This is a genomic window from Rhizobium acaciae, from assembly GCF_025941625.1.
Classification (GTDB): domain Bacteria; phylum Pseudomonadota; class Alphaproteobacteria; order Rhizobiales; family Rhizobiaceae; genus Rhizobium; species Rhizobium acaciae.
This window is the reverse complement of sequence record NZ_JAPCZO010000006.1, coordinates 127,248-151,065: the sequence shown is the minus strand read 5'-3', so window position 1 is coordinate 151,065 and position 23,818 is coordinate 127,248. Positions and strand designations below refer to the sequence as shown.

Below are 23,818 nucleotides of genomic sequence, written 5' to 3'. Positions count from 1 at the left end.
CAATCATGGTTTTTTGGCAACCAAATGGCAAACGACATGGTTTGCAAAGCTGCAGACATATCCGGCGCGTGGTTGGGGTCTCCGCAGCCGGCGCTCAATCCGCCTGCACGTCTTGCCAGGAATCGAATGTCGCAGCCTGACCGCGACGGCACCCGCTGCGGTCGACGAGATCCCAAACGATGGCTTTTTCGATGTAGAAACGCCGCCCTGACTTGGCGATGCGAAGTCCGCGGTAGTCGGCGATAAAGCCGTTGGCCGCCACGGCATTCAATAACCTCTCGCGTTCGGCGCGATCGGGCGCCTCCGCCGAAAGACGCGATGGCAAAGTGACGAACTCGTCCCATGAATATTCAAAGCAGGCCTGGGCCGCGCGGTTGGCGTAGATGAAGCGCGGATCGGCGTCGGTGTTGTGGGCAAGAACAACTGCCGGCGACTGGTCGTAGAGCCATTCAGCACCCTCGCCTTCCGGCGTCAGGCTGCGTCCCACGCTTCGTTCGAAGCTTTCCGCCATCAATGCGTAAAATTCGAGATCGTAGGACAAGTCGAGCCCGGCGTCGTTATAGTCGGCAATCATGCTGCGCATCCTGGATTGCGAGAGATGTTGACGTGATGGTCTCGCTACAAAATCCTTTTGCGCTACAGAAAGTGCAAGCTCCAAATGCGACGCGGTCAAGCTGGGCGACCGGACTTCAAGCGTCATCCTGGAGGTACCGTTCCGCGAGCCTTGCCCACATGGCTGCGCCAACCGTCAGGCTGGCATCGGCGAAGTCATATTTGGCGCTATGCAGGATGGCGGAATTCATGCCATTGCCGAGACGCAGGAAACTGCCCGGCTTGTGCTCGAGAAAGTGCGAGAAATCCTCGCTGCCGGGAATGAGCGGGCACGTCGCGACCTTGTCTTCGCCGATCAGTTCCATCGCGACGATCCGGGCAAAATCCGTCTCGGCAGGCGAATTGACGACAACAGGATTGCCGCGATCGTAGTCGATCTCGATGGAAGCATTGTGCCCTTCTGCCACCGAGCGGGCGAGCTTGGTGATGCGTTCCTGCAGGAGGTCGCGAATGCCGGGCTCGAAGGAGCGCACGCTCAATGCGAGCCTGGCATATTCCGGAATGACGTTGACGGCATCGCCGGCATGGATCGTGCCGACGGTGATGACCGCCGTCTGGGTCGGATCGAGGTTGCGCGAGATGATGGTCTGCAGCGAGACGACGAGGTTGCACGCCACGACCACGGGATCAACGGTCAGGTGCGGCCGCGAGGCATGGCCGCCTTTGCCCGTGATGGTAATCTCCACGGTATCCGAGGCCGCCATCATCGGGCCGGATCGCAGCAGGATGGTGCCTTCGGGAGCGCCGGGATGGTTGTGGAGGCCAAAGATGGCGTCGAACGGAAACCGCTCGAACAGGCCGTCGGCGATCATCGCCTGGGCGCCACTATTCTTGCTCGCCTCTTCCGCCGGCTGGAAGATCAGCGTCACCGTGCCGTTGAAACGGCGGGTGCGGGCGAGATATTCGGCGGCACCAAGCAGCACGGCCGTGTGGCCGTCATGGCCGCAGGCATGCATCTTGCCGGGGGTGCCGCTGGCATAGGCAAGTCCGGTTTCCTCGACGATCGGCAGTGCATCCATATCGGCGCGGATGGCGATGCCCTTGCTGCCCTTGCCGGCGCTGAGCCGGGCGACAACGCCGTGACCGCCGACATTGCGGGTCACGTCATAACCCCAGCCTTCCAGCTTTTCCGCGACGTAACGCGCCGTTTCCGCTTCCTCGAAGGAGAGTTCCGGATGGGCGTGCAGGTGCTGGCGGGTCGCCTTCAGCTCCGCCTCCATGGCTTCGAAATCGGAAACGCGGGCATAGGCATTGTCGAGCGTGGGCATGAGAATATCCAGTCTTGGCCGAAAGAGCATTGCTTCGCCCCCGAGGGCGAAGCAACCGATTGACACCAGTCAGAGAAAACGGGCGAGAAAAGCCTGGGTGCGGGAATGTTGCGGATTGCCGATGACATCCTCGGGCTTGCCCATCTCGACGACATTGCCGCCGTCCATGAACACGACCCGATCGGCCGCCTCACGGGCAAAACCGATCTCGTGGGTCACGACGATCATCGTCAGGCCCTGTTTGGCGAGATCGCGCATGGTGGAGAGAACTTCGCCGACGAGTTCCGGGTCGAGCGCCGAGGTCGGCTCATCGAACAGCATCAGCTTCGGCTTGATCGCCAGGGCACGGGCGATGGCGACGCGCTGCTGCTGACCGCCGGAGAGCTGGCGGGGATAGCTGCCCGCCTTTTCCGACAGACCCACCCGCTCCAAAAGCCGCAGGGCGTTCTCGGTTGCGGCGTTGCGGCTTTCTCCGTGCACGCCGATCGGCGCCTCGACGATGTTTTGCAGCACCGTCATATGCGGATAGAGATTGAACTGCTGGAACACCATGCCGATCTTGCGCCGCTGGCTGGCGATCTTGTTGCTGGACAGCTTTTCCAGCCGGTCTTTGCGAAGGCGGTAACCGATCTGTTCGCCATCGACTTCGATGAACCCCTTATTGATCGCTTCGAGATGGTTGATGCAGCGCAGGAAGGTCGATTTTCCCGACCCGGACGGGCCGAGCACGACGACGACTTCACCCGGCATGACGTCGAGGTCGATCCCCTTCAGCACTTCGAGCTGGTCGAAGGACTTGTGGACGTTGCGGGCTCTGACGAGAGGTCTTGCAATTTCGGCAGCGGTCAATGGCTTGCCTCCTCGACAAGGGTCTCGGATTTGGCGACAGCGACATTGTTGCGCCGTTCGCTGCGGCCGTAATAGGCCTCGATATAGCTCTGGCCGAGATTGAGGATCGACGTGATGAAGAGGTACCAGAGGACCGCGACCAGCAGCATCGGTACGATCTCGAAGGTGCGATTGTAGATCGACTGGACGGAATAGAGCAGATCGGCCATGGCGATGACGCTGACGAGCGAGGTTGCCTTGATCATGCTGATCAGCTGGTTGCCCGTCGGCGGCACGATCGAGCGCATCGCCTGCGGAATGATGATCCGCCACAGCGCCCTCGCCTTGGTCATGCCGAAGGCTTCCGCCGTCTCGAACTGGCCGCGATCGACCGAGAGCAGGCCGCCACGAATGATCTCGGCCATGTAGGCCGCTTCGTTCAAGGCCAAGCCGACGATTGCCGCCGTCATCGGCGTAATCACCGAATTGGTCTCCCAGCTGGCCAGCGTCGGGCCGAACGGAACGGCGATCGAAAGTTCGGGAAAGAGGGTCGAGAGATTGTACCAGAAGATCAGCTGCACCAGGAGCGGCGTGCCGCGAAAGAACCAGATGAACAGCGACGCCAGCGAACGTGCGAGCCGGTCATTCGACAGCCGGGCGATCGCTAGTCCGAGGCCGAGCACGATGCCGATGGCCATCGCGACCACCGTCAGCCCCAAGCTGACGTAAAGGCCGTTGATAACAGTCGGATCGAAGAAATAGGCCGCGACGACAGGCCAGCCGAAATTTTCGTTATGGGCGACGATCCATAGGAAGTTCGCGGCAGTCAGGAGCACGACCACCCACAGGACGAGCCGGCCTGTTTGAAAAGGCTTGTGGGCGTGGGCAACATCCCTGATATCCGCACCGCCCAAAGGCGGTGCGGCAGTCGTGCGGTCATTGCTCATTTCGGCAGGGCTCCACCAAGATTGAGGCCGGGCTGCTTGATCATGTTGTTCTCAAGACCCCATTTCTTCATGATGGCGGCATAAGCGCCGTTATCCATCAACGCCTTGATCGAGTCGAGCAGAACGGGGCCGAGCGGCGAGCCCTTCGGCACGACGGCGCCTTGATAGAGATCCTCGAACCCGTTTTTCTGGCCGACGCCGCTCAATTCCAGCTGGCCGTTTGCCTGGGACACGAAATAGGTCAGCGGCGCCTGCGAGGAGAAGAAGGCATCGGCGCGTTTGGAGCGGACCGCTAGGATCGAGCTCGGCTGGTCGGTGTAGGACTGCACTTCGGGCGCGGGCTTGCCCGCCGTCTTGCACTTTTCGACCTGGGCTTGGATTACCTTTTCGGCGGAGCCGCCGGCCATGACGGCGATGCGATTGCCGCAGGCGCTGTCGAGCGAGGTGATGGCCTTCGGATTGCCCTTCTGGACGGAGAAGACCACGTATTCCTGAACCCAGTCGATGAAATCATTGGCCTCTTCACGGGTCTTGAAGTCACCGATCGGGCCGAAGGCGAACTGGTATCGGCCGGAATTGATGCCGGCGAGCAAGGCGCTCAACCCGCTGACGGTTTCGTGCTCGATCGTAACGCCTAGCATCTGGCCGATCGCATCGGTCAGATCAGCGCTGGCGCCGGTCAATTTCGTACCGGTGACGATCTCATAGGGAGGAAAGGAACCGTTGTTGACGGAGATCATCTTGCCGTCTGTGCGGATCTTCTCCGGCAGGCGGGCGCGAAGAGCGTCGTTGACGGTCTGCTTTGGTGCGGCCGCCTCCTGAGCGAAGACCGACGTCGTCATCATCAGGCCCATCAGGGCGGCGGAAGCGATCAGTTTCAAATGCATGTCATTCCCCTTTTTTTGGTTTGCTAATTTGGTGGTCAACGATGGGTAGCTTTCACCGGGCCTTGGCGTGCCGCGGAAAGAATTCGGCGGGCGTCAAAAGCCGCGGCATGATCTTCTGTTCGTAAAGTTCCTCGGCGAAGTCGGCGATCATCGCCTCGTTCTCGGCAAATCCGCTGGCCCTCCAGGTCGGCGGCAGCTCGGCCGCGCAGCGGCGCAGCTCGTCGATCATCCACGGCGTGGTGTCGGCGTATTTCTCGCGCTTCTCCAGCCAGAGGCGCTGGGACTCGTCGATCAGCGCGCTGAGTTCATCCATGATCCAGGGGTGCTCCTGGACGATATCAGCCTTGAAGCCGATTAGATGCATGCCCGGCACATAACCAACCTCATTGAGGTAAGCGACTTCCGCGGCGCGAAAATCATCCAGCACCTGGCGGAGCGGCGATTCCTGATCGAAGAAGCCCTTCGGCATGAAAGGTGTGAACACAGCATCGAGCCCGCCATCGATCAGAAGATCGACCATCGGGCGCTCGCCGGGAGCAGCCTCGATGCGCCCGGGCCGTCCGAAACCATCGAGCCGATCGACGATCGGATGAGCCTCCGTCAGGCGCCCGGCATACCACATGGCATCCTCGACGCCGACGCCTTCCCGGCGCAGCGCAGCACGGGTCCAGGTATTTCCGGAATCGCGCCAGCCCGTCACGCCGATGTTCTTGCCGGCCAGATCGGAGAGCTTGCGGATCGGACTATCCTTTGTGGTGATGATGCAGCGATGGCGGAAGCCGCGCATGATGAAGTTCGGCATGCCAATGACCCGATCATCGCCATCATGACGCATCTGGGAATAGCGGCTGAAGGACATTTCCGCAGCGTCATGCGTTGCGTCATCGGCGAGGCTCGAGACCAGCGTGCCCACACGATCCACCTTGATATCGAGACGGGAAGAACTGACGTCACCGAGCACGAGCGGTGTCATGTAATCCCAGTCCCGGAGGGCGATGCGAAGCGTCACAGGCATGCAAAACTCACAAAATTGCTCGACGAGTGGCAAATTAAATGTTCAAAATAGAGAGTACAAATGTTATTACGTTATTGAACATTTAAAGTGAGAGAAAAATGAGCGATACGGTCGAAGCCTCCTGGTTTGCTGAAAAAATAGCCGACCGCAGCATCCGGGGGATCGCTCTCGAAACCAGCGCATTGATCCGTGCCGGTGTCCTGCCCATTGGGACGCGCCTGCCGGCGATCCGCGATATCGCTTACGAATTGCATGTCAGTCCGGCAACGATCTCCGAAGCCTGGAGCGAATTGCGGCGCCAGAAGATCATCAGCGGCCGGGGGCGCAACGGCACCTGGGTCAGCGGCGACCGCTTTGTCGCCAAGCCGGAACGTCTCGCCAGCTCGGGAAATTATGCGGCGGGTGTGCTCGACCTCACCTTAGCCGGACCGGATGCAGCATTGCTTCCGCGCCTCGCCGAGGCAATGGCCTATGGCGCGTCAGCCGCCGACCTCAACAGCTATGAACGGAGCCGGATCGTCCCTGAGTTGAAGGACGCCGTTTCAGAGCGATGGCCTTACGAGGCGGAAGCCTTTCTGGCCACCAACGGCGGTTATAACGCCGTCTATACGATATTGCATGCGCTGGTTTCCTCGGGTTCGTCGGTCGCGATCGAACATCCGACCGCGATGCGGCTGCTCGATATTCTGGAAGACCTCGGCGTAAAAATCATCCCTGTCGCCTGCGACGGCGAAGGCCCCTTGCCGGATTCGCTGCGCGAAGCATTGCAGCAACGTCCGGCGGCTTTTCTGTTCCAGCCGCGGCTGCATTCGGTGACCGGCGTTACGGTCAGTTCATCTCGCCTCGATCAGCTAGGAGATGTGCTGGAAGACAGCGATACGCTTATCATCGAGGATGACGGCGTCGGCGACGTGTCGGCGGCACCTCCGCAGTCGCTGGCCGGCCGATTTGCGGAGCGGACGATCCATATTCTCTCACTCTCGAAAAGCCTCGGCCCGGATCTGCGTCTCGCGGTCCTGTCGAGTTCCGCGCCGATCGTCGACCAGATCCAGTCTTACCGTTCCTTCAGCGCCGGCTGGACCAGCCGTATCCTGCAAGGTGCCGCCGCTTGGCTATTGCGCGATCCGGCAACCTGGCAGCTTATCGGCGAGGCGCGCGAGATCTATCAGCAGAGGCGTGACGCTCTTGCCGATGCACTCAGCGAACGGGGAATACCGGTACCGCCGGGTCAGGGCCTGTGCCTCTGGGTGCCCGTCGTCTCCGAACCATTCGCGATGGTGACGCTCGCCGCACGCAATATCGCGGTCAATCCGGGCAGCAAATTCTCCGTCCTGCCAAGCAGTCATATCCGTGTCGCGACCAGCACGCTCAATGATCGCTGCGAGGAAGCCGCCGATGCGATCGCGCTGGCTCATGCGCCGTGAAAGGCAGGGCCGCAGCCCGCCTCTCTGATCCCCCGTCATTCCACGCAAATCCGGAAACTACTTTCCCTCAAGCCACTCCTGCAGCTCTGCCTCAGCCCGCTCCAGAGCGCTGTAGTTCAGGAGTTTGCGCAGGAAAGCGACGGTGACGGCGCGGGCGCGGAGATTGAAGCGGCCGTCCTCGTGGTCGTCGCCGGCGCTCTGGTAGACGTCGAGCTTGTCGTAGAGCTGCTGCAGGCGGTTCTGCACGCTGCGCAGGGAAAGGCCCCGACGTTTGGCGATGGCCCGGTCGGTGAGGCCGAGCGCGATATCGACGAGGATCTCGTATTCGGAATCGGTGAAGCCGTTCGTCTGGCCGAGGCTCTTCTGCTGCAGGCCCCGCACCTCGCGGTCGATGACGCACTGGCTCTCGATGAAGATCGAGCGTAGCGCCAGCTTCAGCCGCTCGTCGGAGGCGGATTTCAGCACATAACCATAGGCGGCGCCATCCGGCACGATGCGCGAGACGCCGCGCACATAGGCCTCGTCCGAGTAATTCGACCAGAACAGGATGCGGGTCTCCGGCCGCTCCTTCCAGATGGTGCGCGCCGCCTCGATGCCGTTGCGGTTCGCCATCTGCAGGTCCATGACGATATGCGCCGACTTGTGGTCGCGGGCGAGCTTCTCGCCGACGGTTCCGTTCTCCGCCTCGATCACCGTGTCGCATTCCGGCAGAGCCGCGTTGACCGCCTCGTGCAGATAGGACCGGTGCAGCGGGTCGTCCTCGACGATCAGAACCTTCATCATGCCCTTCTCCTCAGTTTGGCCCGCTCGGCGGGTCGTTCGGTACGAGCGGTAGCACGACGCGCACCACAGTCCCGCGATTGTTGTGGCCGGGGCCGGTCGTGAACCGCGCCGAAATCAGCCGCGCGCGGGTCTTCATATTGTCGATGCCGCCGCCGATCCGTCCCCGCGCCTTGGCAAGCCCGGTTCCGTCGTCGGAGATTTCGATCGATAGCCGGTCGTCATCGGCCTCGAGCCGCACCGTGACGGCCAGCGGCGCGGCATGGCGCACCGCATTGTTGATCGCCTCCTGGGCGATCCGGAACAGCGCGACGCTGACGGTCGGTTCCAGTCGCTCCAATGCGCCGTGTGTCTCGTCGACAAGGCCCCACTCGATCCCCGATCCCGTGTCGCGGGTCGATCGGTCCAGATGATGCTCGATTGCCTGGGCGAGGCCGAAGAGCTGGAGCACGGAGGGTTTTGCCTGCTCGATGATCTGCCGCAGATCCTGCATGCAATGCTGCAGGGAACGCGAGATCGGCTCCAGCGCCTCGGGCGCCACCTCGCCGTTGCGCGACAGCCGATCGATCCGGCGGGCGAGCCGCGTCAGGTCGGCGAGCGTCTGGTCGTGCAGGTCCATGCCGATGCGCTGGCGTTCCTGCTCCAGGGCTTCGGTAAGCTTCAGCGCACCTTGCCGCAACCCCTCCTCGCGGGCGCGGGCCTCTGCCTCGACAATGGCCGAGCGTTGCGCCTGCTCGGCCGCCTGCAGCGCGAAGAAATAGGGCGTCAGCAGGTCGGCGATGATGCGGGCGCGTTCGATATCCTCCATCGTATAGACGCCCGCCCTGTGCGACGAACAGGAAAGCGCCGCGATGATCGTGCCCTGCACTTTCATCGGCACATGCAAGCGGCTTCTCAGCGACTGTTCGACGATCGGCCGCTTGAAGGCGCCCTCGAAGTGGAAACGCGGGTCGGTCATGGCGTCGTCCGCCAGCAGAAAATCCACCTCGCCCCAGAGCAGCGAGCGGATGGGGCTGTTGACAACAGGCGCGCCGGCAAGGCCGCCCCAGGCGGTCTCGATGCCCGTTTCATAGGCTGTGTGATAATTGCCGCCCTCAAGCAGCACACAGACATCGAGATGGTCGTGCGGGATGATATGGGCGACCTCGGCCGCGACGGAACGGATAGCCGAGCGGAAGTCGAGCTGGCCCGCGAGCAGCCGGGAAATGCCGAGATAATGGTCGAACATGGCTGCGGGTACGAGATGCAGCATCGTCAGTTCCTCCCCGAGGCGGCAGCAGGCTCCTCAACCCGCCGCGCCCCTTCCCAGTAAGCGCCCGCGGAAGCGCCGCCGTCTTGCGTAAACCCGCAGCTTGTTGCGCAAATCCCGCAAACGGATTGCCGCCTTGCCCCTGTACAGGCCGGTCGATCTCCCGCATCCTGCCCTTACTGAGAGGAGGAAGCTCAGTGCAAGAACAATTTTCACTCGGACCCAATTGGGCAGGCAGGAGTGAAGCGATCCGCCGACCAGCGCGATCATCAGGGAGGAAGACATGACAATCCGTAAGATGCTTCTGGCATCGGCCGCTATTGCTTGCGCCGCGATGCCCGTTTCCGCCTTTGCCGAGACATCGGCCAAGAAGATCGCCCTTTCCAACAACTATGCCGGCAACTCGTGGCGCCAAGCCATGCTGACGAGCTGGGGCAAGGTGACGGGCGAAGCCGTGAAGGCCGGCACCGTTGCCGCAGCCGACCCTTTCACCACCGCCGAGAACCAGGCGACGGAGCAGGCCGCGCAGATCCAGAACATGATCCTGCAGGGCTATGACGCCATCGTGCTGAACGCTGCCTCGCCGACGGCGCTGAACGGTGCGGTCAAGGAAGCCTGCGATGCCGGCATCACCGTCGTGTCCTTCGACGGCATCGTCACCGAACCCTGCGCCTGGCGTATCGCCGTCAACTTCAAGGAAATGGGCCGCAGTGAAGTCGAGTACCTTTCGAAGAAACTTCCGGACGGCGGCAACCTGCTCGAGATCCGCGGCCTTGCCGGTGTCTTCGTCGACGACGAAATCTCGGCGGGCATCCACGAGGGTGTCAAGCAGTTCCCGCAGTTCAAGATTGTCGGCTCCGTTCACGGCGACTGGGCGCAGGACGTGGCGCAGAAGGCTGTTGCCGGCATCCTGCCGAGCCTGCCCGACATCGCCGGCGTGGTAACGCAGGGCGGGCGGTGACGGCTATGGCGCCGCACAGGCGATTGCCGCGACCGACCGAAAGATGCCGATCATTATCATGGGCAACCGCGAAGACGAACTGAAGTGGTGGAAGGAGCAGAAGGACGCGAAGGGCTACGAGACCATGTCCGTGTCTATCGCGCCCGGTGTCTCGACGCTTGCCTTCTGGGTGGCGCAGCAGATCCTCGACGGCAAGGAAGTCAAGAAGGACCTGGTCGTGCCCTTCCTGCGCATCGACCAGGATAATCTCGAAACCAACCTCGCCAATACCCAGGCCGGCGGCGTCGCCAACGTGGAATACACGCAGGCAGACGCAATCAAGGTCATCGAGTCGGCAAAGTAATTCTCCCGGCGACTGCCGCGCGGCCGCAAAAGGTCGCGCGGCATTTTTTTCAAGCAGGCATGGCGGGCAGCATGGATGACGTTTTGAAGGCGGTGATCGCCGTCGATGGCGCCAAGGTGAGTTTCGGCGCAGTCAGGGCACTCGATGGCGTGACCCTTCGCGTCATGCCGGGCGAATGCGTCGGGCTTGTCGGACACAATGGAGCCGGCAAGTCCACCATTGTCAGCGTGATCAACGGCGGTCTCACGCCGCACGAAGGAAGTGTGGCGAGCGACGGCGAACGGATCGAGCGTTATGGCATCAACGCTGCGCGTGCCCGCGGCGTGCGCTGCGTCTTCCAGGAACTCTCGCTCTGCCCCAACCTTTCGATCGTCGAGAACACGCGCATCATGCATCGCCATCTCGGTGGCTTCGGCTGGCGAAGGCGCGCCGCAAAAATCATCGAGACGAGCCTCGACGCCGTCTTTCCCGGCCACGGCATCGACAGCAGCAGGGCCGTGGGAGATCTTTCGATCGCCGAGCGGCAGATGGTCGAGATCGCAATGGCCTTTTCCGACTCCGGCATTGCGCCGCGGCTGGTGATCCTCGACGAACCAACCTCGTCGCTCGATGCAAGCCTTGCCCGGCAGATGCTTGACCATGTCCGCCGCTTCATCGCCACCGGCGGGTCCGTCATCTTCATCTCGCATATCCTGCACGAGATCCTCGAAACCTCCGATCGCATCGTCGTCATGAAGGACGGCCGCGTTGTCGCCGAGCGCCCGGCGCGGGGCTTTGACCATCACGGCCTCGTGGAAGCCATGGGAACCGTTGCGAAGGAGGAAACCAAGCGCTCGGCCCGCGAACAATCCACCGCTCCGCTCATTCTGTCCCATCAGGCAAAGGGCCTTCCCTTTGCGGCCCGCAAGGGCGAGATCATCGGACTGGCGGGCCTGGCGGGCCATGGGCAGACCGAGCTCCTGCTCGCCCTGCATGCCACCCAGTCGAGCAACTGGCTGCCGGAGAGAGATCCGCTCGTCACCTTCGTTGCCGGCGACCGCCGCCTCAACGGCGTCTTCGAGCTGTGGAGCATCCTGCGCAACTTCTCCATCGCCTCGCTCGGTGACCTCTCCCGTCGCGGTCTCATCCTCGCGGACGAAGAGGAGACGAAAGGCGCCGACTGGAAGCGGCGGATCGAGATCCGCACCCCCGATATGGACAATCGCATCCTGTCGCTTTCGGGCGGCAACCAGCAGAAAGTGCTTTTTGCGCGCGCGCTTGCGACGCGCGCACCTGTCGTCCTGATGGACGATCCGATGCGCGGTGTCGACGTCGGCACCAAGCAGGAGGTCTACGCGATTATCCGCGAGGAAGCGGCGCGCGGCCGCACCTTCATCTGGTACTCGACGGAGATGGACGAGGTTCGCCTCTGCGACCGCGTCTACGTCTTCCGCGAAGGCCGCATCACGGCCGAACTCGCCGGTGATGCCGTCAACGAGAAGAACATCATCGCCGCCTCCTTCGAAGGGGTCGCCGCATGACGTTCCGGCTGTCGTCCGACGCCCTGCGTCTAGCGATTCCCGCCCTGTCGCTGACGCTGCTGCTCGCCGCCGTCTTCTGGCTACAGCCGCGCGCCATGAGCTATGTCGGGCTCAACCTGCTGTTCAACCTGGCTGTGCCGATCGCGCTTGCGACGATCGCCCAGATGATCGTGATGGCGGTCAACGATCTCGATCTCTCGATGGGCGCCTTCGTCAGCTTCGTCGCCTGCGTCACCGCGACCTTTCTGCGGGATGCTCCGGTGATCGGCGTGCTGATCCTTGCAGGCGCGATCGCAACCTATGCGGCGCTCGGCGTCGTCATCTATCTGCGCAACCTGCCGTCCATCGTCGTGACCCTCGGCATGAGCTTCGTCTGGGGCGGCCTTGCCGTTCTGCTGCTGCCGGCACCGGGCGGGCAGGCGCCGGACTGGGTACGCTGGCTGATGACCGTCAAGCCGCCGCTGGCGCCGATGGCGATCGTCGCCAGCATCGTCATCGCCTTGGTCGCCCATCTTCTCGTCATGCGGTCGTCGCTCGGCGTGCTGATGCGCGGCATTGGCGGCAACCAACGCTCGGTCGAGCGCGCCGGCTGGTCGATTGTTGGGGCGCGCGCTGCCGCCTATGGTCTTGCCGGCCTCTTTGCCGTGCTCGCCGGCATCGCCCTCGTCGGACTGACCACCTCGGCCGATGCCAATATCGCGTTGCGCTACACGCTGCTGTCGATCGCCGGCGTGATCCTCGGCGGCGGCGAGTTCATCGGCGGCCGCGTTTCCCCGATCGGCGCCGTCATCGGTGCGCTGACGCTGACGCTTGCCGGCTCGTTCCTGTCCTTCCTGCGCATCTCGCCGGACTGGCAGATCGGGGCTCAGGGTGCGATCCTGATCATCGTGCTGGCCCTCCGTTTGATGCTGAACCGCCTGGAGAAGCGGGAGAAACGCCGATGACCCCGCTCCTGCGCCTATTCCGCAAACCCTGGATCTGGTCGTGGCTTGCCGCCTTTGTCGTCTGGTTCCTGACGATCATGGTGACGTTCGGCGCCAGCACGCTTGGCCTGTCGCAGGCAGCCCTCACCTTCGCGGCCTTTTCGGTTATCGTCGGCATCGGCCAGATGTTCGTCATCACGCTCGGTCCCGGCAATATCGATCTTTCGGTTCCCGCCACCATGACGCTTGCCGGCACGGTGGCGCTGAAGCTGATGAATGTCGAAAACGGCATGATCCTGCCCGGCCTTCTCGTTGCCATCGTCATCGGCCTTGTCGTCGGCCTCGGCAATTATGCACTCATCAAGGCGCTGCGCATTCCGCCGATCATCGCAACGCTTTCCATGAGCTTCATCGTCCAGTCCGCCGCGATCTGGACGAACCGGGGATTGCGCATCAAGCCTCCGAGCGTGCTGGCGGAATTCACCACGTCGAGCACGCTCGGCGTGCCGAATGTGGCGATCGCAGCACTCCTCATCTCGCTGCTGGCCTGGTTCCTGCTCGAGAAGACGATCTACGGGCGCTGGATCTCGGCGATCGGCCAGAGCATGCCGGCAGCCCGCATGGCAGGCATACCGGTCGACGGCACGCGTTTCGTCACCTACCTCTTCTGCGCCGTTCTCGCATCGGTCGCAGGCTATCTACTCGCCTGTTTCTCGGGCGGCGCGGCGCTCAACATGGGCTCGGAATATCTGCTGATGTCGATCGCCGTCGTCGTGATCGGCGGCACGGCGGTCGCCGGCGGCGATTCCAATGTACCGGGCATCTGGGGCGCATCGCTCTTCATGTTCCTGGTCGTCTCCATGCTCAACACCTACGGGCTCGGCGCGGGCATCCGCCTGATCATGACCGGCCTCATCATCATCAGCGTCATCATGCTCGCCGGCGGTCGCCGGGCCGGCATGCGATAAACGGAAAGACCGCCATGGCCGAGGCCAGCATCTACGAAATCCACGACCCGCGCTTCCGGCAGATGATCGTAACGAGCGCCGGCCTCGACGAGCTCTATTCCGGCTGCCGCTGGGCGGAGGGTCCCGTCTGGTTCAACGATGCGAACCAGCTGCTCTGGAGCGACATACCCAACCAGCGCATGCTGCGATGGACCCCTGAAAGCGGCGTCTCCGTCTATCGGCAACCCTCCAACTTCACCAACGGCCATACGCGTGACCGGCAGGGTCGGCTGATCTCCTGCGAGCATGGGACGCGCCGCGTCACGCGCACCGAGGTCGACGGCTCGATCACCGTGCTCGCCGACCGTTTCGAGGGCGCCAGGCTCAATTCGCCGAACGATGTGGTGGTGAAGTCCGACGGCTCGATCTGGTTCACCGATCCGACCTACGGCATCATGTCGGACTACGAAGGTTTTCGCGCCGAGCCGGAGCAGCCGACCCGCAACGTCTACCGGCTCGATCCGACGACCGGCGCGCTTGCGGCCGTCGTCACGGATTTCATCCAGCCGAACGGCCTCGCCTTCTCGCCCGACGAGACAATCCTCTATGTGGCGGATTCGGCCGCAAGCCACGACGAAAGCCTGCCGCGTCACATCCGCGCTTTCGACGTGGTCGACGGCAACAGGCTCACGAACAGCCGCGTCTTCTGCCTGATCGACAACGGCATCCCAGACGGCGTCCGCACCGACGTCAACGGGAACCTCTGGTCAAGTGCCGCCGATGGCGTGCATTGTTTTGACCCGACGGGCAAGCTGATCGGCAAGATCCGCGTACCGCAGACCGTCGCCAACCTCACCTTCGGCGGCCCCCAACGCAATCGGCTGTTCATTGCGGCGACGCGGTCGGTTTATTCGGTCTATGTCGCGGTGAGTGGGGCTCAGGTGCCGTAACATCACGATTTCATCCCGCGTTGATCGAAATTGAATCGGGGACCCGCGGGTTAGGAGGACGGCGCGCCAGTAATTGACAGGCGCGCTGCAGCCGCGACATGCACTGGAACCAGCAGACGCACTCATCATGGCGGTTGCGATCTCACTGCGTTCAGCAAGTCGACCCGACCTGCTCCTTCCTTTTACCGTCTTCCTGCTACTGCGCCGGCTCCAGCATCGCGCAATCTTCGCCGCCGGTGCACTCGCCCGAGAGGGTACGCTGACCGAGCGCAATGATAAGGACGGTTGCGGCCCCAGCGGCTGCAGACACCCAGAATCCGCTCTGGGGACCGTAGCTGTCGACGACCCAGCCCGAGACGAAGGCGCCGAGCGCCATACCGATGCCGATGCCGGTCATCACCCAGGTGACACCTTCCGTCAGCACCGATTCCGGCACGCGACGCTCAATCAATCCGAAGGCCGTTATAAAGGTCGGCGAGATCGCGATGCCGCTGACGAAGACGGCGATAGCAAGCAGGGTTACCGAACTGCCGGCGACGAGCAGCGGCAGCGAGGTCAGTGCAAGGATCGCAACAGCGATCAGCAACTGACGATGCAAGGGGATGCGCAGATTGAGCGCGCCGAGGGTCAAACCCACCAGGAAGGAACCGAGGGCATAGACACCGATGACTAGGCTTGCCGCATTCGGCTGACCAAGCTCCTTGGTGATGGCGACAACACTCACTTCAGCGGTTGCGAAGATCGCGCCGACGAAGATCAGCGCGAGCGTGATGATCTGCACCGGACGCTGGCGGATCGCGGAGCCAACCGAAGCCGCGCCGGCGACATGCCGCACCTTCGGCTCGGTGCCGCGCTGCACGATGAAGGCGGCGGTCCCGAGCGCCAGAAAAGCTGTGCTCACCATCATGCCGGCTTCGGGGAATAGGGCGACGGCCAGCCCGACCGACAGCGAGGCGCCGGCGATATAGACCAGTTCGTCCGCGGCACTTTCGAACGCGAAGGCGGTGTTGAGCTCGGGCTGGTTGCGAAAGAGTTCCGTCCAGCGCGCCCGCATCAGCGCCGGAATGCTCGGCATGGCTGCCGCGAGGAAGGCTGAGGCGAACAGCGTCCACACCGGCCAGTTCTGGTTGGTCGCGGTGATCAGCGCGATAAACGCCAGCACGGATACGATGGTTGTGGGAACGACCACTGCCGTCTGGCCCAGCCGGTCGACCGCGCGCGAAATCTGCGGCGAGATCACCGCATTGGTGAGCGCATAAGTCGCCGACACGGCGCCCGCCAGCCAATATTCGCCATGTGCCTGAGAGAGCATGGCAACGATGCCGATCGGCGCCATGGCGATGGGAAGGCGTGCAAAAAAGCCGGCTGCGGAGAAGCCCTTGGCCCCAGGTGCCGCGAATATTTGTCTGTACGGATTTGACATGGGACGACCCTTCCAGCTATCGGATAGAACACTTATATACGGAGCGTATGTGTTTAAATAATGCATACGTCCCGTATGTCAATGAAAAAGATACGCGGCGTATGCCAATGGAGAAGCCATGCGCAAACCGCGCCAGGAGATGATCGCAGAGACCCGAGGCAAACTGATCGCAGCCGGGCGGCGTGCCTTTGGCACGATCGGCTATGCGGAAGCTTCGATGGACGATTTCACCGGCGAAGCGGGGCTGACGCGCGGCGCCCTCTATCACCACTTCGGTGACAAGAGGGGCCTGCTCCAGGCCGTCATCATGGAAATCGATGCGGAAATGACGGAGCGGCTGAACGAGGTCTCGGCCGCCGCTCCGACGCGCTGGCAGGGCTTTGTCGACGAGTGCTCCGCTTACATCGAGATGGCGCTTGAGCCCGAAATCCAGCGTATCATGTTTCGCGATGGCCCGGCCGTCCTCGGCGACATCTCGCAATGGCAGAACACCCCCGGCTGTATCGCCGCCCTCTCCCGCAGCCTCGACCGTCTCAAGGCCGATGGCGAGATCATCGACATCGACACCGAAACCGCCGCTCGCCTCATCAATGGCGCCAGCAGCCATATGGCGCTTTGGATCGCCAATGCCGAGAATCCGGAGGCGGTTTCGAAGCGAGCCGTCGCGGGATTCAAGGCTATGCTGGGGAGCCTCCGCAGGCAGCAATGAGGTATTGATTTTGCCCAGGTCGGTCCTCGACGATTGCGTTCCCGCCCCTGTGTAGCCGCCACTCCACACTCTGATACGTTTTTGGCATTTCTTGAAACATGCCGGATACGCAGACCCGTCAGACATCACTCCGTCACGAAATGTCGCCCCGGGCGACAAGAACATGGAGTGCCTCATGAAGAAGTTTGACAATATTCTCGCCTGGCGCCGGATTGCCCGCGGAGCGATGGTGATGGCGGTTGGACCGATGTTGCTGTTCCCAGCCGGTTACCTTGTGCCAGCGAGTGCCGCCGATGTCACATCGGACGGGCCGACGACGCCGATCAAGGCCGACGAAACGATCCGCCCGTTCCAGATCCACGTTCCGCAGACACAGCTTGACGATCTGCGCAAGCGCATTGCCGAAACGCGTTGGCCAGATAAGGAAACCGTGAGCGACGCCTCGCAAGGCATTCAGCTTTCGCGCGTCCAGGATCTGGTCCGTTACTGGGGCACTGATTACGACTGGCGCAAAGCCGAGGCTGAGCTCAATGCACTTCCGGAATTCATCACGACGATCGACGGGGTCGATATCCAGTTCATCCATGTGCGATCGCGTCATCCCAACGCCCTTCCCGTCGTTCTGACCCATGGTTGGCCGGGTTCGACCTTCGAGTTCATCAAGGCGGTCGGCCCTCTTACAGATCCGACTGCTTATGGCGGTAGAGCGGAGGATGCATTTGACGTGGTCATCCCTTCCATCCCCGGCTACGGGTTTTCGGGTAAGCCGACGGAGCTTGGCTGGGGGCCTGACCGCGTCGCGCGAGCATGGGACATCCTGATGAAGCGGCTCGGCTACGCGCACTATGTTTCCCAGGGTGGCGACCATGGTTCCGTTATCTCCGACGCGCTGGCGCGCCGGGCACCCAAGGGCTTGCTTGGTATCCATCTCAACATGCCGGCGACAGTTCCGGGCAATCTCACCAAGGCGATCAACAGTGGAGACCCGGCTCCTGCGGGACTGTCGGCGCCCGAGCGGGATGCCTATGAATCGTTGAGTACCTTCTTCGGCCGGAATGCCGCCTATGGGGCCGTGATGGTGACGCGTCCGCAGACGATCGGCTACTCGCTTTCCGACTCACCGTCGGGTCTGGCTGCCTGGATCTACGAAAAATTTGCTCAATGGAGCGACAGCGAGGGCATTCCCGAGCGCGTTTTTTCCAAGGACGAAATGCTGAATGACATCACATTGTACTGGCTGACCAACACTGGGGCATCCTCGTCGCGGTTCTATTGGGAAAACAACAACAACAACTTCAGCTCCGACGCCCAAAAGACCAAAGAGATCAAGATCCCGGTAGCAATCAGCGTATTCCCGAAGGAGATCTACCAGGCGCCGGAGAGTTGGAGCAAGCAGGCCTATCCCACGCTGCATTATTACCACCGTGTCGATATGGGCGGTCACTTCGCCGCCTGGGAACAGCCCAAGCTTTTCGCTGAAGAACTGCGAGAGGCATTCAGGTCGGTGCGTTGATCCATCGGCTGCAGAATGACGGCTTGGCATATCCGCGGCTAAGAGTGGCGAATTCAAAGCCGCGGAGAATCCAGCTCGAACCGTTTCATCAAATCATCCTCATCTCACTGTATTCCTGGGTCAGTTCAATGCGCCGCCCGCCGCCAATACCTCGTCCGGAGTGTCGACGTCGAGCAAAGCCGCGTCGCCAACATCGACATCGAGCACGGGCAGGCCTGATGTGGCGATGATATCGCGCGCGCCGACATCGCCTTCAAGCCCAAGGACTGCCTGACTGAGAGAACGGGGCAGGATAACAGGATTGCCAGGTTTCCCCCGCGAGACGGCGCGCACGACGGCCTCGCCGCCGGCGTTGCGAAAGGTGGAAATCAGGGCATCGAGATGCGTCGTGGAAATGCCGGGCATATCGGCGAGCATGACGAGAATGCCTTCGGCGCTGTCAGCGCGCTTTGATGAGAACCCTGCCATGAGCGAGCTCGCCATGCCGCTGGCGTAATCGGGATTATCGACGAGAGTCAGCGCGAGCCCGTCGAGCGCAGCCTCGATCTCGCTCCTGCGATGGCCCGTAACGACAATAACGGAGGCTGCATCCGCAGCGAGCGCGGTCAATGCCGACCGCCGCACGAGCGGTACGCCGTCGAATTCGGCCAGCAGCTTGTGCTTCCCGCCCTCACCCATCCGGCTTGCCTTGCCGGCAGCGAGAATGACGATCGCGACTGACGCCTCACGCATAAGCCACCAGTCTTGCCGCGGCGACATCCGCCAGAACAGACAGGGCGAGCGAGGTTGCATCCCGCGTCGGGCCGAACATCCCGATGGGCGCCTTGATGCGAGCGATGTCGTCCTTTCTGAAAACCATGGCTCTCAACCGCTCGACACGCCGATGATGCGTCCGGGTGCTGCCGAGTGCGCCGATGTAAAAGGCAGGCGAGTGAAGCGCGGCCTCGAGTATGGCGGCTTCGGCGTCGAGGTCATGATGCAGGAGCACGACGGCCGTGAAGGGGTCGATGTTGTCGGCTGCGACCCTGGCCCCCTCGCCCTGTCCCCTGACGATCACGTCGTAGCCGGAAGCTTCGGCCAGTCGTACGACGGCCTGCGCTTCGATCGTCTGCCCGGAAAGGACGATGCGGGTGCGGGGACGGTAGACGCTCAGGAAATCTCGCTCGAGCCAGCACGCCCGTGGCAGTGGGTCTACCGGTTCGAGCGTCTGCCGCTCTGGCGAATATGAAAGGCCGGCTGCCTGCCGCCGTCGGAGACGATCCAGAACATGCTGCAAAGCGCCGACATCTTTCAGGACATGGATTGCAACAGTGATCCCGCCGCCGCAGGGAAGGACAATGTCGAAGAAGGGAGAGCCGTCGCCGAACTTGACCGTGCGGTCCCGTCCTTCCGCCATTGCCAGAAGCGCTTCGGAAGCGACGGCGGCTTCGACGCATCCGCCGGAGACATAGCCGCAGAACCGTCCGTCTGCGGCAAAGGCCATATGAGCGCCGAGCGCCCGCGCGGCCCCGCCCCGGATTTCGACGAGGGTGGCAAGTGCCGCCGCGCCAAGACCATGGGCGTCTATCGCGAATCGAAGCAGTTCCACAGGATCGTCAGTGGACGTGGCCCTGACGGGAATTGGCGCCGTGACGGGCGCAAGTGTGTGATGCATGGGAAATCCTACAGGAAGCGACGGCGGTCCGGCTTTCGGACCGCCGTCGACGTGATCAAGCCACGTCCGGCAAGCCGCCGATGAGCTTGTCAAGCGTCAGCGGATAGTGCCGAACCCTGACGCCGGTCGCGTTATAGACGGCGTTGGCGATTGCTGCCGCGACGCCGCAAAGGCCAAGCTCGCCGACGCCCTTCGCCTTCATCGGCGAGGACATCGGATCGGTCTCGTCCATGAAGATCACCTCCTGGTGCGGAATGTCGGCATGCACCGCCACTTCATAGCTGGCGAGATCGTGGTTGACGAAGAAGCCGCGACGGGTGTCGACCGCCAATTCCTCGGACAGTGCGCCGCCGGCCCCCATCGTCATCGCGCCGATGACCTGGCTGCGGGCCGTGATCGGGTTGAGGATCCGGCCTGCCGCGCAGACTGCGAGCATCCTGCGAATGCGGCTTTCCCCAGTGGCGATGTCGACGCCAACCTCGACGAAGTGGGCGCCGAATGTCGATTGCTGATGCGTTTCGGTGAGCTCGCCCCACTTGATGGTATCCTCGCCGACAAGACCATCCGGACCGGCGGCTTCGGCAAGAGGCACCGAACGATTGCCCGAGCGGACCCCGCCGTTCTCGAAGACGATGTCTTCGGAGTTGAAGCCGAGCTTCTTGGCGATGGCCTCACGCAGCTTGACACAGGCTGCGTAGACGCCGGACGTGGAGGAGTTCGCACCGAACTGTCCGCCGGAACCCGCAGAAACCGGAAAACGCGAGTCGCCGAGTTGGACGGCGACCTTATCGATCGTGACTCCCATCATCTCGGCGGCGGTCTGGGCGATGATCGTGTAGCTGCCCGTCCCGATGTCGGTCATGTCGGTTTCGACCGTTACGACGCCTTCCCGGTCGAGTTTTACCCGGGCTCCGGAGGGAAGGACGAGGTTGTTGCGGAAGGCAGCGGCGACGCCCATGCCGACCAGCCAGTTGCCGTCCCGCCTGGAACCCGGCCTTCCCCGTTCACCCCAGCCAAACCGCTCAGCACCGAGCGTCAGGCAGCCGACGAGATTGCGCTGGGAAAAAGGCCGCTGCGGCTTCTCCGGATCGACCTGGGTGTCGTTGATGATCCGAAACTGCACAGGATCGATCCCAACTTTTTCGGCAATCTCGTCGATGGCGATTTCGAGCGCCATCAGTCCGGGGGCTTCGCCCGGAGCGCGCATGGCATTGCCCTCCGGGAGGTTCAGTGTCGCCAGCCGCATCGCGGTCATCCGGTTTGCACCCGCGTAGAGGAGCCGTGTCTGGTTGACGGCTGTCTCCAATCCACCGCCCGGAAGATCGCCAGACCAGCTTTCGTGGGCAATGGCGGTTATCTTGCCGTCACGCTCGGTTCCAATACGGATCCGCTGGATCGTCGCCGGCCGATGGGTGGTGTTGTTCATGACAAACGGGCGGGGCAAGGCGACCTTGACGGGCCGCTTTACGGCACGCGCGCCGACAACGGCCAGCACGGCATCCGCCCGCAGGAACAGCTTGCCGCCGAATCCGCCGCCGATGAAGGGCGACATGAGATGGATCTTCTCCTTGTCGATGTCGAGCGTCGTTGCAAGGTCGGAACGCCACCAGTCGATCATCTGGCTGGAGGTCCAGAGGGTCACCTCGTCGCCGTTCCAGGCCGCGATCGATGCGTGCGGCTCCATCATCGCATGCGACTGGTCGGGCGTCGTATAAGACGCGTCAACAGTGACGGGAGCTGACCTGAAGGCAGCCTCGAAGTCGCCGACCGCTGTATCGGGCTGCTGCGATTCATCCGGCTTGACGGCTGAATCCTTGGCTTGGCCGAGGTCGAACACACCCTTTTCCTCGGCATAATCGACCTTGACCAGGGAGGCTGCGGCGCGCGCCTGTTCGAAGGTCTCGGCGACGACGACCGCGATTGCCTGGTGATAGTGCTGAACCTCGTCGCCACCGAAAAGCTTGGCGGTGTTGAACTTGCCCTTCTTCCGCTCGCCGATATCGAGCGTCGTCACCACGGCAAGCACACCCGGAGCCTCTTTGGCGGCGGAAACGTCCATGGACGTGATGCGGCCCTTGGCGATGGCCGCACCGACAGGATAACCATAGGCGTAGGACATATTCGGATCGTGCCACTCGTAGGCGTACATCGCCCGGCCGGTCGTCTTGAGCTGGCCGTCGATGCGGTGGATCGGCTGGCCGACGACCTTCAGATTGTCGATCGGGTTGGTTGTCGCTGGCGTATCGAACTGCATGGCTCAACCCCTTGCTTCGGCGATGACCGCGCCGAGCGTGCGCTCGACCAGGTCCACCTTGAAACGGTTCTGTTCGGTCGGATGGGCGTCGGCGAGAAGCACGCTTGCCACTGCCCGCGCGCCTTTCGGCAGCTCGGCTTCGGCGGCCTCGATGCGCCACGGTTTGTGGGCAACGCCGCCGACGGCGACCCGTCCTGTGCCATCCGGCTGGATCACGGCTCCGACCGAGACCAGCGCAAAGGCATAGGAGGCGCGGTCTCGCACCTTGCGATAGATGTGCTTGCCGCCGATCGGGGGCGGCAGCAAGACCGCCGTGATGAACTCGCCGCGCTCAAGAACGGTTTCGATATCAGGCGTGTCGCCGGGCAACCGATGAAAGTCGGCGATCGCAATCGAGCGGCGACTTCCGTCGGCCTTGACCGTTTCCACAACAGCATCGAGCGCCCGCATGGCGATGGCCATGTCACTCGGGTGCGTGGCGATGCAAGCTTCGCTGGTGCCGACGACGGCATGCTGGCGGCTGAAGCCGCCGATGGCGGAACAGCCGCTGCCCGGCTGCCGCTTGTTGCACGGCTGGTTCGGGTCATAGAAATAAGGACAGCGCGTGCGCTGCAGGAGGTTGCCGGCCGTCGTCGCCTTGTTGCGCAATTGCCCGGAGGCGCCCGCGACAAGCGCCCTGGAGATCAGGCCGTAGTCGCGGCGAACGGTTTCATGAGCTGCAAGATCAGTATTGCGGACCAAGGCGCCGATGCGCAGCCCGCCCTGCGGCGTGGGTTCGATCTTGTCGAGGCCGACAGTGTTGACATCGATCAGATGCGTTGGCGTTTCGATCTCGAGCTTCATCAGGTCGAGGAGGTTGGTGCCGCCGGCGATGAACTTGGTTTCAGGATTTGAGGCTGCAGCCTTGGCCGCGGCCTCGACGGACGAGGCGCGTTCATAAGTGAAGGCTCTCATGCTTTTATCCCCGCGACTTCCGAGATGGCATCGATAATGTTGGAATAGGCGCCGCATCGACAGATGTTGCCGCTCATGCGTTCGCGGATCTCGGCCGCAGTGACGGCCGCTTGCGCCGTAAGGTCGCCGGTGACGTGGCTCGGTATGTTCGCCTTGATCTCCTCGAGCACCGCCACGGAGGAACAGATCTGTCCCGGCGTGCAGTAGCCGCACTGGAAGCCGTCATGCTTGACGAAGGCCGCCTGCATCGGATGAAGGTTTTCAGGCTGACCGAGGCCCTCGATCGTGGTGATTTGATCGCCTTCGTGCATGACCGCCAGTGTCAGGCAGGAATTGATGCGGTGGCCGTCGACCATGACGGTGCATGCACCGCATTGGCCGTGGTCGCATCCTTTTTTCGTGCCGGTCAGATGCAGGTGCTCGCGCAACGCGTCGAGCAGCGACGTTCTGTTGTCGACCTCGAGATCGCGCTTCTCACCGTTAACCGCGAAGGAAACTTTGGATGAATAGGCCATGTCATTTCCTGGGGACTGTGCCGCCGCGGGCGCGACGGCTCCGGTGACCGCAATCGTTGCGGCCGACGAGATAAGTAGATCTCGACGGGAAAGTTCCAGTTGTATCTGGCTTGGCATGAACTGTTCCACCTTGCTCGTTGGA

General features: G+C 62.6%; 21 protein-coding genes and 1 pseudogene. 8 read left to right on the top strand and 14 right to left on the bottom strand.

Translation table 11 applies throughout. From position 1 onward, the window contains the following. Positions 1-94: 94 nt before the first annotated feature. The 6 genes from OLZ32_RS11760 to OLZ32_RS11735 all read right to left on the bottom strand — a co-directional run bounded on the left by OLZ32_RS11760 (position 95) and on the right by OLZ32_RS11735 (position 5,557). Positions 95-574, bottom strand: a complete 480-nt coding sequence (locus tag OLZ32_RS11760; protein WP_017991706.1) for an MEKHLA domain-containing protein — start codon at positions 572-574, stop codon at positions 95-97. Positions 575-689: 115 nt separating this feature from the next. After that, positions 690-1,880: a M20 aminoacylase family protein gene (locus tag OLZ32_RS11755; protein ID WP_264396145.1), complete on the bottom strand. Its 1,191-nt coding sequence runs from the start codon at positions 1,878-1,880 to the stop codon at positions 690-692. A 69-nt stretch (positions 1,881-1,949) separates the two neighbouring features. Further along, on the bottom strand, positions 1,950-2,729 hold the full coding sequence (locus OLZ32_RS11750; RefSeq protein WP_264396144.1) for an amino acid ABC transporter ATP-binding protein: 780 nt from the start codon (positions 2,727-2,729) through the stop codon (positions 1,950-1,952). Beyond that, positions 2,726-3,655: an amino acid ABC transporter permease gene (locus tag OLZ32_RS11745; RefSeq protein ID WP_264396143.1), complete on the bottom strand. Its 930-nt coding sequence runs from the start codon at positions 3,653-3,655 to the stop codon at positions 2,726-2,728. Before OLZ32_RS11745 ends, OLZ32_RS11750 begins: the two co-directional genes overlap by 4 nt. Next, positions 3,652-4,542 (bottom strand): ABC transporter substrate-binding protein, encoded by an 891-nt coding sequence (locus tag OLZ32_RS11740; RefSeq protein ID WP_264396142.1) that lies wholly within the window; start codon positions 4,540-4,542, stop codon positions 3,652-3,654. Before OLZ32_RS11740 ends, OLZ32_RS11745 begins: the two co-directional genes overlap by 4 nt. Before the next feature lie 52 nt (positions 4,543-4,594). Then, entirely contained in the window at positions 4,595-5,557 is a 963-nt protein-coding gene (locus OLZ32_RS11735; protein ID WP_264396141.1) for a nitrate ABC transporter substrate-binding protein, read from the bottom strand. A 98-nt stretch (positions 5,558-5,655) separates the two neighbouring features. Between OLZ32_RS11735 and OLZ32_RS11730 the strand changes: the two genes are divergently transcribed. Next, positions 5,656-6,981 (top strand): aminotransferase-like domain-containing protein, encoded by a 1,326-nt coding sequence (locus tag OLZ32_RS11730; RefSeq protein WP_264396140.1) that lies wholly within the window; start codon positions 5,656-5,658, stop codon positions 6,979-6,981. Positions 6,982-7,038: 57 nt separating this feature from the next. On the opposite strand, the gene OLZ32_RS11725 is transcribed toward OLZ32_RS11730, so the two are convergent. Then, on the bottom strand, positions 7,039-7,761 hold the full coding sequence (locus OLZ32_RS11725) for a response regulator transcription factor (protein ID WP_003562390.1): 723 nt from the start codon (positions 7,759-7,761) through the stop codon (positions 7,039-7,041). A 13-nt stretch (positions 7,762-7,774) separates the two neighbouring features. Further along, positions 7,775-9,013, bottom strand: coding sequence for a GAF domain-containing sensor histidine kinase (locus OLZ32_RS11720; RefSeq protein WP_020046916.1), 1,239 nt, complete (start codon positions 9,011-9,013; stop codon positions 7,775-7,777). Positions 9,014-9,293: 280 nt separating this feature from the next. On the opposite strand from OLZ32_RS11720, the pseudogene OLZ32_RS11715 reads away from it, so the two are divergent. From OLZ32_RS11715 to OLZ32_RS11695, 5 genes and pseudogenes are all read left to right on the top strand, one after another. Next, positions 9,294-10,314: pseudogene (locus tag OLZ32_RS11715) on the top strand (substrate-binding domain-containing protein). Between the two features lie 71 nt (positions 10,315-10,385). Beyond that, a complete protein-coding gene (locus OLZ32_RS11710; RefSeq protein ID WP_264396139.1) occupies positions 10,386-11,834 on the top strand; it encodes a sugar ABC transporter ATP-binding protein in 1,449 nt (482 codons plus the stop codon). Beyond that, positions 11,831-12,778 carry an ABC transporter permease gene (locus OLZ32_RS11705; protein WP_025396864.1) on the top strand — a complete coding sequence of 316 codons (948 nt, stop codon included), beginning with the start codon at positions 11,831-11,833 and terminating at the stop codon, positions 12,776-12,778. The genes OLZ32_RS11710 and OLZ32_RS11705 overlap by 4 nt, the downstream gene beginning before the upstream one ends. After that, positions 12,775-13,725 carry an ABC transporter permease gene (locus OLZ32_RS11700; RefSeq protein ID WP_264396138.1) on the top strand — a complete coding sequence of 317 codons (951 nt, stop codon included), beginning with the start codon at positions 12,775-12,777 and terminating at the stop codon, positions 13,723-13,725. Before OLZ32_RS11705 ends, OLZ32_RS11700 begins: the two co-directional genes overlap by 4 nt. Positions 13,726-13,739: 14 nt before the next feature. Further along, entirely contained in the window at positions 13,740-14,654 is a 915-nt protein-coding gene (locus OLZ32_RS11695; RefSeq protein ID WP_264396137.1) for an SMP-30/gluconolactonase/LRE family protein, read from the top strand. A gap of 196 nt (positions 14,655-14,850) precedes the next feature. Here OLZ32_RS11695 and OLZ32_RS11690 read toward each other — a convergent pair whose 3' ends face one another. Further along, positions 14,851-16,077, bottom strand: coding sequence for an MFS transporter (locus OLZ32_RS11690; RefSeq protein ID WP_264396136.1), 1,227 nt, complete (start codon positions 16,075-16,077; stop codon positions 14,851-14,853). A gap of 118 nt (positions 16,078-16,195) precedes the next feature. On the opposite strand from OLZ32_RS11690, the gene OLZ32_RS11685 reads away from it, so the two are divergent. Together OLZ32_RS11685 and OLZ32_RS11680 are read left to right on the top strand one after the other, a co-directional pair. Continuing rightward, positions 16,196-16,786: a TetR/AcrR family transcriptional regulator gene (locus OLZ32_RS11685; protein ID WP_026238463.1), complete on the top strand. Its 591-nt coding sequence runs from the start codon at positions 16,196-16,198 to the stop codon at positions 16,784-16,786. A 175-nt stretch (positions 16,787-16,961) separates the two neighbouring features. Then, positions 16,962-18,299, top strand: coding sequence for an epoxide hydrolase family protein (locus tag OLZ32_RS11680; RefSeq protein WP_264396135.1), 1,338 nt, complete (start codon positions 16,962-16,964; stop codon positions 18,297-18,299). A gap of 120 nt (positions 18,300-18,419) precedes the next feature. On the opposite strand, the gene OLZ32_RS11675 is transcribed toward OLZ32_RS11680, so the two are convergent. Genes OLZ32_RS11675 through paoA form a run of 5 tightly spaced genes read right to left on the bottom strand, consistent with a single transcriptional unit; the run spans position 18,420 to position 23,805 of the window. Then, the gene (locus OLZ32_RS11675; protein ID WP_264396134.1) at positions 18,420-19,031 is read right to left on the bottom strand and encodes a nucleotidyltransferase family protein; all 612 of its coding nucleotides are present in this window, start codon (positions 19,029-19,031) and stop codon (positions 18,420-18,422) included. After that, positions 19,024-19,953: an XdhC family protein gene (locus OLZ32_RS11670; RefSeq protein ID WP_264396133.1), complete on the bottom strand. Its 930-nt coding sequence runs from the start codon at positions 19,951-19,953 to the stop codon at positions 19,024-19,026. Before OLZ32_RS11670 ends, OLZ32_RS11675 begins: the two co-directional genes overlap by 8 nt. 55 nt (positions 19,954-20,008) lie before the next feature. Beyond that, positions 20,009-22,207 (bottom strand): aldehyde oxidoreductase molybdenum-binding subunit PaoC, encoded by a 2,199-nt coding sequence (paoC, locus tag OLZ32_RS11665; RefSeq protein ID WP_264396132.1) that lies wholly within the window; start codon positions 22,205-22,207, stop codon positions 20,009-20,011. A 3-nt stretch (positions 22,208-22,210) separates the two neighbouring features. Then, on the bottom strand, positions 22,211-23,161 hold the full coding sequence (locus OLZ32_RS11660; RefSeq protein WP_264396131.1) for an FAD binding domain-containing protein: 951 nt from the start codon (positions 23,159-23,161) through the stop codon (positions 22,211-22,213). Beyond that, positions 23,158-23,805: an aldehyde dehydrogenase iron-sulfur subunit PaoA gene (paoA, locus tag OLZ32_RS11655; RefSeq protein ID WP_264396130.1), complete on the bottom strand. Its 648-nt coding sequence runs from the start codon at positions 23,803-23,805 to the stop codon at positions 23,158-23,160. Before paoA ends, OLZ32_RS11660 begins: the two co-directional genes overlap by 4 nt. Positions 23,806-23,818: the final 13 nt, after the last annotated feature.